13 protein-coding genes and 1 pseudogene are annotated in these 10,219 nt (G+C 66.0%); 11 read left to right on the top strand and 3 right to left on the bottom strand.

The annotated features are described in order from the left end of the window. Together VFH65_RS31215 and VFH65_RS31210 are read left to right on the top strand one after the other, a co-directional pair. On the top strand, positions 1-873 hold an 873-nt coding region (locus VFH65_RS31215; RefSeq protein WP_353327275.1), incomplete at its 5' end, for a carbohydrate kinase family protein. After that, a complete protein-coding gene (locus tag VFH65_RS31210) occupies positions 873-1,808 on the top strand; it encodes a Ku protein (protein ID WP_353327274.1) in 936 nt (311 codons plus the stop codon). The genes VFH65_RS31215 and VFH65_RS31210, both read left to right, overlap by 1 nt. Before the next feature lie 21 nt (positions 1,809-1,829). On the opposite strand, the gene VFH65_RS31205 is transcribed toward VFH65_RS31210, so the two are convergent. Beyond that, complete coding sequence (locus VFH65_RS31205) at positions 1,830-2,405, bottom strand: TetR/AcrR family transcriptional regulator (RefSeq protein WP_353327272.1); 576 nt, start codon at positions 2,403-2,405, stop codon at positions 1,830-1,832. Positions 2,406-2,440: 35 nt separating this feature from the next. Between VFH65_RS31205 and VFH65_RS31200 the strand changes: the two genes are divergently transcribed. The 9 genes from VFH65_RS31200 to VFH65_RS31160 all read left to right on the top strand — a co-directional run bounded on the left by VFH65_RS31200 (position 2,441) and on the right by VFH65_RS31160 (position 9,165). After that, a complete protein-coding gene (locus VFH65_RS31200) occupies positions 2,441-2,791 on the top strand; it encodes a DoxX family protein (RefSeq protein ID WP_353327270.1) in 351 nt (116 codons plus the stop codon). Between the two features lie 170 nt (positions 2,792-2,961). Next, positions 2,962-3,753: an SDR family oxidoreductase gene (locus tag VFH65_RS31195; protein WP_353327269.1), complete on the top strand. Its 792-nt coding sequence runs from the start codon at positions 2,962-2,964 to the stop codon at positions 3,751-3,753. A 10-nt stretch (positions 3,754-3,763) separates the two neighbouring features. Further along, positions 3,764-4,837: a diacylglycerol kinase gene (locus tag VFH65_RS31190; RefSeq protein WP_353327267.1), complete on the top strand. Its 1,074-nt coding sequence runs from the start codon at positions 3,764-3,766 to the stop codon at positions 4,835-4,837. Positions 4,838-4,871: 34 nt separating this feature from the next. Next, positions 4,872-5,180, top strand: a complete 309-nt coding sequence (locus VFH65_RS31185; protein ID WP_353327265.1) for a hypothetical protein — start codon at positions 4,872-4,874, stop codon at positions 5,178-5,180. 31 nt (positions 5,181-5,211) lie between these two features. After that, on the top strand, positions 5,212-5,448 hold the full coding sequence (locus VFH65_RS31180; protein ID WP_353327263.1) for a hypothetical protein: 237 nt from the start codon (positions 5,212-5,214) through the stop codon (positions 5,446-5,448). After that, entirely contained in the window at positions 5,445-5,687 is a 243-nt protein-coding gene (locus tag VFH65_RS31175; protein ID WP_353327258.1) for a hypothetical protein, read from the top strand. Before VFH65_RS31180 ends, VFH65_RS31175 begins: the two co-directional genes overlap by 4 nt. Positions 5,688-5,779: 92 nt before the next feature. Next, positions 5,780-7,006, top strand: coding sequence for an Nramp family divalent metal transporter (locus tag VFH65_RS31170; RefSeq protein ID WP_353327256.1), 1,227 nt, complete (start codon positions 5,780-5,782; stop codon positions 7,004-7,006). Further along, a complete protein-coding gene (locus VFH65_RS31165) occupies positions 7,007-8,077 on the top strand; it encodes a poly-gamma-glutamate hydrolase family protein (protein ID WP_353327255.1) in 1,071 nt (356 codons plus the stop codon). Further along, a complete protein-coding gene (locus VFH65_RS31160; protein ID WP_353327253.1) occupies positions 8,077-9,165 on the top strand; it encodes a serine hydrolase domain-containing protein in 1,089 nt (362 codons plus the stop codon). The genes VFH65_RS31165 and VFH65_RS31160 overlap by 1 nt, the downstream gene beginning before the upstream one ends. Position 9,166: 1 nt before the next feature. Here VFH65_RS31160 and VFH65_RS31155 read toward each other — a convergent pair. Both VFH65_RS31155 and VFH65_RS31150 read right to left on the bottom strand, forming a co-directional pair. After that, positions 9,167-9,820: pseudogene (locus VFH65_RS31155) on the bottom strand (APC family permease); the annotation flags it as partial. 49 nt (positions 9,821-9,869) lie between these two features. Continuing rightward, the coding region (locus tag VFH65_RS31150) for an amidohydrolase family protein (protein WP_353327251.1) at positions 9,870-10,219 on the bottom strand (350 nt) is incomplete at its 5' end.

Raw genomic sequence — 10,219 nt, 5'->3', positions numbered from 1 at the left:
GGCGAACCTGTCGGCGGCAGCCCGCTCAACGTGGCGGTGGGTCTGGCCCGGCTGGGCCGCGGCGCGGACTTCCTCACGCCCATCGGCAACGATCCGCGCGGCCGCCGGATCGCCGAGTACGTGAAAAGCTCTGGCGTAGAGCTGGTTTCGGGCAGCACCAGCGCCGAGCGCACACCGACGGCACTGGCCACGCTGGACGCGAACGGCTCGGCGTCTTATACGTTCGACATCGACTGGCAGCTGAGCGGGACGCCGGAGGTGGCGCCGCCGCTGGTGGCGCATGCCGGGTCGATCGCCACCGTGCTCGAACCGGGTTGCCGGGCGACCGCGGCGCTGCTGGACACCTATCACCCGTCGGCAACCATCACGTTCGATCCGAACGTCCGGCCGGCATTGATCGAGGACGACGACATCGCCCGAGGCCGCATCGACCGCCTGATCGAGCGGTGCGACGTGGTCAAGGCGAGCGACGAGGACATGCGCTGGATCGACCCGCACCGCTCCCCCAAGCAGATCGCCAGGACGTGGCTCGGGCTCGGCCCGTCGGTCGTGGCGGTGACGATGGGAGATCAGGGCGCATTCGCGATGTGCGAGGCGGGCACCGCGAGAGTCGCAGCGCCGCCGGTGAAAGTCGTGGACACCGTCGGCGCCGGCGACGCATTCATGACCGGACTTATCGATGCGCTCTGGTCGCTTGGCCTTCTGGGTGCTCAGCAGCGCCCTCAACTGCGTCGAATCGGGCTCGACGCGTTGAATGTGGTGTTGCAGACGGCGGTGCTTTCGTCGGCGTTGACGGTCGCCCGCGCGGGCGCTGACCTGCCCGATCGCGCCACTCGCGACGCCGCAGCGGCCGGGTCGGCCATACTGAGCTAATGCGTTCCATATGGAAGGGTTCGATCGCCTTTGGCCTGGTGAACGTCCCGGTCAAGGTCTACAGCGCGACCGAAGACCACGACATCAAATTCCACCAGGTGCACGCGAAGGATAACGGGCGCATCCGCTACAAGCGGGTCTGCGAGGTGTGTGGCGAGGTCGTCGAGTACCGCGACATCGCCAAGGCCTTCGAATCCGACGACGGCCAGATGGTGGTGATCACCGACGAGGACATCTCGACGCTGCCCGAGGAGCGCAGCCGCGAGATCGAGGTGCTGGAGTTCGTTCCGGCGGCCGACCTCGACCCGTTGTTGTATGACCGCAGCTACTTCCTCGAGCCGGAGGGCAAGTCGACGAAGTCCTATGTCCTGTTGGCCAAGACGCTGATGGAGACGGATCGGGTGGCGATCGTGCACTTCGCGCTGCGCAACAAGACGCGGCTTGCGGCGTTGCGGGTCAAGGACTTTTCCAAGCGCGACGTGATGGTCATCCATACGTTGCTGTGGCCCGATGAGATCCGCGATCCCGATTTCCCGGTGCTGGACAAGGAAGTTGAGGTCAAGTCGGCCGAGCTGAAGATGGCCAGCCAGGTGGTGGAGTCGATGACCGACGACTTCAACCCGGACCGCTACCACGACGACTACCAGGAGCAGCTGCACGAATTGGTGCAAGCCAAACTCGAAGGCGGCGAAGCGTTTACCACCGAGGAGCAGCCGAAGGAGCTCGACGAGACCGAGGACGTGTCGGATCTGCTGGCGAAGCTGGAGGCCAGCGTGAAGGCGCGACGTGCCGGCGGTGGCGGCGACTCCGACGGCGAGCGGCCCGCCAAGAAGGCACCGGCGAAAAAGGCTGCCGCGAAAAAGGCGCCGGCGAAAAAGGCGGCAAAGAAAGCCCCTGCCAAGAAGGCTGCTAAAAAGGCTGCGGCGAAGAAGTAGCTCTCTAGCGCGGCTGCCGGATCAAAGCGGCAAACCCAAGTCAAGCAGCCGCCGAAACGCCCGGTCGAACCTTTCGCCTCCGAAGGTGAGCTCCGGATCGACCTGGGCCTGGATTATCTGGCCGTAGAACATCGCGAGAACTAGCCCGGCGGCGTCGACGCCTGCTCGATCGGGGCCGATATCCAAGAGGTCGGCGACGGTTGGGCGGGTACGACGGAATCCGACCGCGAGCTGTTCGCGGACGACGGGGTCGTGCTGCGCCTTGGCAATCGCTGCGACGAAGTTGTGAACCAGGCCCGCCTGTCGTCGCTGGGTCCGGCGGATGACGGCGTTGGCCCGCCGGAAACGCTCTGCAGGCGTGCCGGCGTCGAGACCGGACAGGGCGTTCTCGATTTCGGCGAGCCAGCGGTCGAGGCCGTCGATGACCGCGGCCGTCACCAAGCCGTCCTTAGAACCGAAGTGGTAGGCGATCGAGGCGAGGTTGGCACCAGATTCCTCGGCGATCGCCCGTGCGGTTACGCGCTCGGCCGGCAATCGCTCGAGGCAGCGCAGGGCGCCGTCGATCAGCTGGTCACGATTGCTGCGCTGTGGACTCATTGCCATTCAATCTATACACGCGTATAGATTGACGTATGGCCATTGCGTTGGTTGTTGTTTCGATCCTCTTGGCCGTGCTGCTGAGCGCCTCGGCCGCGTTCAAGCTCAGCCATTCACCGAAAGCTGTCGAGGGCTATCGCATCGCAGGCGTGCCGGAGTCGTGGCTCAACGGCTTGGCCGCGGTGCTGCTGGTCGCGGCGGCCGGACTCATCGTCGGGATCTGGTGGCCGCTTGCCGGCATCGCGGCAGCGGCGGGTTTGGTCGTGTACTTCGTGCTGGCGGTCGGCTTTCACGTGCGCGCGAAAGACACCGCACACTTGGTCACGCCCGCCGTACTCGCGGCAGTCTCCGCTGCCGTCGTTGCGCTACACGTCGCATCGCTCTAAGAGCCGCCGAGTTCTGCACCAGGGTCGCGATTCGCGACTATCCACAGCGCTGGTGCAGAACTCGCTGTCGGGACGCCGCGCTCACAGCCGAACTAGAACGTGTTTCAGAAACTGCCCACCGAAAGCTTCCCGCCCTGTTACGGTTCGCCCGGCGAGGGAAGGAAACGAACGTGATTCTCGACAGATTTCGGCTCGACGACCAAGTCGCGGTGGTAACCGGCGCTGGCCGCGGGCTCGGTGCCGCGATGGCAGTCGCTTTCGCGGAAGCCGGTGCGGACGTTGTCATCGCGGCGCGAACGCAGTCCCAACTCGAAGAGGTTGCCGAGCAAATCAAGGGCGTCGGCCGCAAGGCCCACATCGTCGTCGCCGACCTCGCCCATCCCGAAGACACCGCCAAGCTCGCCGCCACCGCGGTTGAGGCGTTCGGGAAACTAGACATCGTCGTGAACAACGTCGGCGGCACCATGCCGAACACGTTGCTGACGACGTCGGTCAAAGACATGAAGGATGCCTTCACGTTCAATGTGCTCACGGCTCACGCTTTGACCACCGCCGCTGTCCCGCTCATGCTCGAGCATTCCGGCGGCGGCAGCATCATCAACATCACCTCGACGATGGGCCGGCTGGCCGGGCGCGGATTCGCCGCATATGCCACCGCCAAAGGCGCGCTCGCGCACTACACCCGGCAGACCGCCCTGGATCTGTGTCCGCGGATCCGGGTCAACGCCATCGCGCCCGGATCCATCCTCACCTCCGCGCTCGACGTGGTGGCGTCGAACGACGAGTTGCGAGAGCCGATGGAGAAGGCAACACCCATGCGACGACTCGGCGATCCCCTCGACATCGCCGCGGCCGCCGTCTATCTCTCGTCGCCTGCGGGCAGTTTCCTGACCGGCAAGACGCTCGAGGTCGACGGTGGCCTCACCGTTCCCAACCTCGACCTGCCCATCCCCGACCTGTGAGGACGTAGCCATGGCCATCAAAGTCGCGCAGATCGGCACCGGCAACGTCGGCCGGCATGCGCTCACACAGCTCATCAACGACCCCCGGTTCGAGCTGACCGGGGTGTGGGTGTCAAGTGAATCCAAGGCAGGCAAGGACGCCGCTGAGCTTGCGGGACTTGACAATTCGACAGGTATCACCGCCACCAACGACCTCGATGCAATCCTGGCCGACAAGCCCGAATGCGCGGTCTACACCGCGATGGCCGACAACCGGCTGCCCGACGCACTTGAGGACTACCGGCGCATCCTGGCCGCCGGAATCAATGTCGTCGGCAGCAGCGCGGTGTTTCTCCAGTATCCGTGGCAGGTACTTCCCGACGAGCTCGTGAAACCGATCGAAGAAGCCACGCAACAAGGCAACGCGAGCTTGTTCGTCAACGGCATCGATCCCGGTTTCGCCAACGACCTGCTTCCGCTCGCACTCGCGGGCACCTGCCAGAGCATCGAGCAGATCCGCTGCATGGAGATCATCAACTACGACACCTATGACAGCGCCACCGTGATGTTCGACGTGATGGGCTTCGGCAAACCGCTCGACGAGCTTCCGATGCTGTTGCAACCCGGCGTGCTGAGCCTGGCGTGGGGTTCGGTGGTCCGGCAGCTGGCCGCCGGCCTCGGCATTGACCTCGATGAGGTCAGCGAAAACTACGTCCGCGTACCGGCTCCCGAGGACTTCGACATCGCGTCGGGGCATATCGAGAAGGGCAGCGCCGCCGCGTTGCGGTTCGAGGTGCGCGGCATGGTCGGAGGCAAGCCCGGCGTCGTCCTCGAACACGTCACCCGGCTGCGCGACGACCTGTGTCCGGATTGGCCCCAACCGGCCCAGGAAGGCGGCTCGTACCGGATCGAGGTGACCGGTGAGCCGTCCTACGCTTTGGACCTTTGCCTGAGCAGCCCGAACGGCGATCACAACCACGCAGGCCTCGTCGCCACCGCCGCCCGCGTCGTCAATGCGATCCCCGCGGTTGTGCAAGCGCCGCCGGGCATCAGAACGACGCTGGACTTGCCGTTAATTACGGGAAAAGGGCTGTACGCTTGCTGAATAAGCCGGGGGCTCTTAAATGAAGGACTTGCCTATGCGACGGACTCTGCTTTACTTCGCCCCGCTGTTTGCAGCGGCAGGCGCCGCAGCGGCCATCCTGGCCGCGCCGAGCGCGCTCGCTCAACCGGAGCCAACGCTTCCGCAATGCGTCGACACCGGCGGCGCCGAATCCCTCGGCGGCTCTACTACCGAGTGCCAGACGCCCGGCAACGTCCAAATCAACGCCACCCCTGCCGAACCGACGTATGTGTATCCGTGGGACGACGAGTTCTACGGTCCCGCACTGATTTTCGGTGGTGGCGGCACCCACGGCGGTGGCGGACACGGCGGCGGAGGCCGCTAACCACACCTTCCGCGGCCCAAGGAGGCCAACCATGCGGATCAAGATTCGCTATCTCACACCATTTTTCGCGGCTACTGGCGCCTGCGCTGCTGTCGTAATGGCACCTATCGCCACGGCCGCTCCGGAGTGCACCAACACGGGGCCGAACACCACACAGTGCGAAACCAATGGCAGTGCACAGATCGTCACCTCACCCCCGTTGATCAACAACTGGGGCTGGCCATGGGGCGGTGGTTTCGTCATCGGCTTCGGCGGCGTTGGGTGGTGAAATCGGCAGCACTTCTGATAGCCGCGTCCAGTGTCACCGCGGCGATGCTCGTCTCACCGACTGCCACCGCGGCGCCGCAGTGCGTCGAAATCAAACCGGGAACCACCCAATGTGAGGGCCCCGGCCACGCACAGATCCGCACAACACCGCCGCCGATCGGCCCGTACATCCGATACGGGTGCACCCAGGGCTTCACGTCGTTCTGCGACCAGGGCTTCCCGGGCGGCGTCGTACCCTGACGCCGCCTGGCCAAGGCCCCCGCTAGCCACGACTGAAAGGTTTCGTCTAACCTAACTTTTCTATTCGCTGTACCGGATAGAGAGTGGGTTAGTTGATACAGGACACCGAGGCGCGGCTGCGGCCCAGCTGGATTCTGCTCGGGCCGGCGTTCGTCGCCGCCATCGCCTATGTCGATCCCGGCAACGTCGCAGCCAACGTCAGCGCGGGCGCACAGTTCGGCTTTCTGCTGGTCTGGGTCATCGTCGTGGCCAATGCGATGGCCTGCCTGGTGCAATACCTGTCGGCCAAGCTCGGCCTGGTCACCGGTATGTCGCTGCCGGAGGCGGTCGGTTCGCGGATGCGGCGTCCGACGCGGCTGGCCTACTGGCTGCAGGCCGAGCTGGTGGCGATGGCCACCGACCTCGCCGAGGTGATGGGCGGCGCCATCGCGTTGTACCTGCTGTTCGATCTTCCGCTGCTGACCGGCGGGATCATCACCGGCGTCGTTTCGCTGCTGCTGCTCGTCGTGAAGGACCGCCGCGGGCAGCGCACGTTCGAGCGGGTCATCACAGGCTTGCTGCTGGTCATCGCGGTCGGCTTCTTGACCAGCCTGTTCGTCGCCCCACCTCCGATAGGCGAGGCGGCCGCGGGCCTGGTGCCGCGGTTCGAAGGCACCGAAAGCGTGCTGCTTGCAGCCGCGATGCTCGGCGCGACGGTCATGCCGCACGCGGTGTACCTGCACTCCGGGCTTGCGCGCGACCGTCACGGCCACCCCGACGCCGGTCCAAGGCGCCGCATGCTGCTGAAAGTCACCCGCTGGGACGTCGGCTTGGCGATGCTGATTGCCGGCGCGGTGAACCTGTCGATGGTGCTGGTCGCCGCCACTACCCTGCAGGGTCGCGAGGGCACGGACTCCATCGAAGGCGCGCACGCCGCGGTCCAGGACACGCTCGGGCCAACCGTTGCGCTGCTGTTCGCGATCGGCCTGCTCGCCTCCGGGCTCGCTTCGTCCTCAGTCGGCGCCTACGCCGGCGCGATGATCATGCAGGGCCTGCTGCGCCGATCCTTCCCACTGTTGCTGCGACGCCTCGTCACCTTGACTCCGGCGTTGCTGATCCTGGCCATCGGGCTCGATCCCAGCCGGGCACTCGTGTTGTCGCAAGTGGTGCTGTCGTTCGGCATACCGTTCGCGCTGATTCCGCTGATCCGTCTGACCAGCGACGCACCGCTGATGGGCGGCGACACGAACCACCGGCTGACCAGCGCGCTTGGGTGGATCGTGGCCGCATTGATTAGTCTCCTTAATGTGGTGCTGATCTATCTGACCGTTGCGGGCTGAATGCAGGCTCGCCATTTTTACTTCGCGTACGGGTCCAACCTGTGCGTGAGGCAGATGGCTCGGCGATGCCCCGGCGCCGTCAATCCGCGGCCCGCCCGGCTGGCCAATCATGACTGGCTGATCAACCAGCGCGGCGTGGCCACGGTCGAACCCTTCGACGGCTCGCACGTGCACGGCGTGGTGTGGCAACTGACCGACCACGACCTGGCGACGCTCGACAGTGCCGAAGGTGTCCCGGTGCGTTACCGCCGCGACCGGCTCACCGTGCACACCGACGACGGCACGTCAGAAGCGTGGGTGTACATCGACCATCGCGTTGATCCTGGCGCACCGCGCACCGGTTACCTGGAACGCATCATCGACGGCGCCGTGCACCACGGCCTGCCTCATCGGTGGATCGAGTTCCTAGAGCGATGGGATCCGGTGCACTGGCCGCACCGCACGAGCAACGCGAATTCGCCTGCGCCACGGTCGCTTTCGGAACTGCTCGCCGATCCCGGCATCGTTGAGCACAGCACGCTGCGGTCACGGTTCGGCTTCCTGGCGATCCATGGCGGCGGGCTTGAACAGATGACCGACGTCATCGCCGAGCGCGCCGCCGAAGCCGCAGGCGCGTCCGTATATCTCGTGCGCCACCCCGACAACTACCCGCACCACCTGTCATCGGTGCTGTATCTCGCGCACGAATCGAGCCGCCTCGCCGAGTTCCTCGACCACGTCGACGTCGCGGTGTCACTGCACGGCTATGGCCGTATCGGTCGCAGCACCCAGCTGCTCGCCGGCGGTCGCAACCGGGCTCTGGCCGACCACCTGGCCCGCCACGTCGTGGTTCCCGGCTACCAGGTCGTCACCGATCTCGATGCGATCCCGCGCGAACTGAGGGGCCTGCACCCCGACAACCCCGTCAACCGGGTGCGCTGCGGTGGCACGCAGCTGGAACTGACCCCGCGCGTGCGGGGCATCAGCCCGCGCAGCCCGCTGCCGGGTGACGACGGCCTGTCCCCCGCTACGTCGGCATTGGTTCAGGGCCTCATCGCTACTGCGCACTCCTGGGAACTACGCTCCGCCTAGTGCGCCTGGCATTCATCGCGGCCGTCCTGCTTCTCGGATTCACCGCCGCTCCCGCATCCGCCCAACCCACCGCCGTCGACGACGCGTTCACCCGCGTCGTAGTCACCGACGACCTCGCCGGCGGAGTCGCCGTCGTCCGTGACGGCGCCGCCCTCACCCGCTTTGCGGCGGGCCATGCCGACGTGGAAAGCCGCGAAGGGTTCGCCCCGCCGACACACGTCCGCGTCGCGAGTATCACGAAAACCTTTGTGGCGGCGACAGTTCTGCAACTGGTCGCCGAGGGCAACATGGACCTCGACGCGCCGATCGAGACATACCTGCCCGGCCGCATCCGTGGTGAAGGCATCGACGCCAATGCGATCACCGTGCGTCAGCTGCTGCGGCATCAGAGCGGGCTGGCGGAGTACTTCGACGAAGACACCCCACCGCCGACCGAACCGGCGACCGCGGACCAGCTTCTCGACATGGCGCTGACACAGCCCGCCCAGTTCCCGCCGGGCGCCGAAATGAAGTACACGAACACCAACTACATCATCGCGGGTCTGCTGATCGAGAAGGTGACAGGACGGCCGGCCGCCGACGAGATCACGCGGCGAATCATCGTGCCGCTGGGCCTTTTCGAGACGTACTTCCCCGCCGCGGGCGACACCGGCCTGCGTCAGCCGTTCGCGCACGGCTACGAAGTGGTCGGCGGCAGCCGCAAAGATGTCACCGATTTCAACGCCTCCGCCGCTGGCATGGCCGGGGCGCTGGTCTCCATCAACGAGGACACTTCAGCGTTCATCACCGCGCTGCTCGACGGCCGGGTCGTCCCGGGGGCTCAACTCGAGGAGATGATGGAAACCGTTCCGATGACCGGTGGTGACGGCCTCCTCAACTACGGCCTCGGGCTCACGAGCGTGTCCCTGCCCTGCGGTGTGACCGCGTGGGGCCACGGCGGCGACATCGATGGCTACCACAGCTTGATGCTGAAACCCTTTGACGGGCCTGCCATCTCGATGACGTTCACCCAATCGCCGCCGGACACGGAGTCGATCGCCGACGACCCGCGCGGCATCGTGCTGGACGCGCTTTACTGCCCGGCGTAGGTCATGCCTCGGCCATGTCGAGAACCGGGGTCGGCCGCTGGAAACCGCGAGTGACCCAGAGCAGCCACGCCAAGCCGACCGCCAGCCAGATCAACCCGAACACCAGTGTGGAACCGGACAGGTTGGACCACAGCCAGACGGTGAGCACGAAGCCGATCAATGGCAGCACCAGGTTGTTGACGACCGCCCCACCGGCACGATCCCCCGCGTCGATGAAGTAGTGCTTGATGACCGTGAGGTTGACCGCCGAAAATGCCACCAGCGCACCGAAACTCACCAGCGACGCCAGCAGGGTCAGGTCGATCCAGACCGCCGCCAGCGAAATCACCGACACGATCAGGATGGCCCATGTCGGTGTGGAAAACCGCAGCGAAACGTGGCCGAACACGCGGCGCGGGAGGATGCCGTCGCGGCCCATCGCGTACAGGATCCTGGCCACCGACGCCTGCGAGGTGATCGCCGAACCGAGTGCGCCTGCGACGCATGCGGCGGTGAAGAACGTGTCGAGGAATTGGCCGTCCGCGGTGACCATGACGTCCAGCGCACCGGCGTCGACGTCGGTGAATTCGTTGGACGGGAACACCAACTGCGAGACATACGACAGCACGAAGTAGATGACGCCCGACACGATCGTCGCGATCATGATCGCGCGCGGCCAGCCTGCGAGTCGGCTCCTTGGCCTGTCGACATGGCAAGCCCTTTCATCAATCGGTGGAATAGACCGGCTTTCCTGCGAGGTAGGTCGCGCGCACGCCGACGGCAGGGACCTCGAGCGGCGGCGTGCTGCGCGGATCCGAGTCCAACCACACCAGATCGGCGCTCGCGCCGGGAGTTATTGCGCCCCATTGCCCTTCGGCGAACGCCTGCCGCGCGACACCAGAGGTGTACGCGCTGAGCGCCCGCTCGATCGTGATGATCTCCGACGGCGTCCATCCGCCCTGCGGGTCACCCTCGGCGGTGCGCCGCGTCGCCGCGACGGCGATTCCGTCCAGCGGCGCGCCGGAGGACACCGGCCAGTCCGAGCCGAATGCCAGTGGCGCCCCTGACTCGTCGA

Source organism: Mycobacterium sp. (assembly GCF_035697385.1).
Taxonomy (GTDB): domain Bacteria; phylum Actinomycetota; class Actinomycetes; order Mycobacteriales; family Mycobacteriaceae; genus Mycobacterium.
The sequence above is the reverse complement of the archived record's forward strand: the minus strand, read 5'-3'. Positions and strand labels throughout refer to the sequence as shown.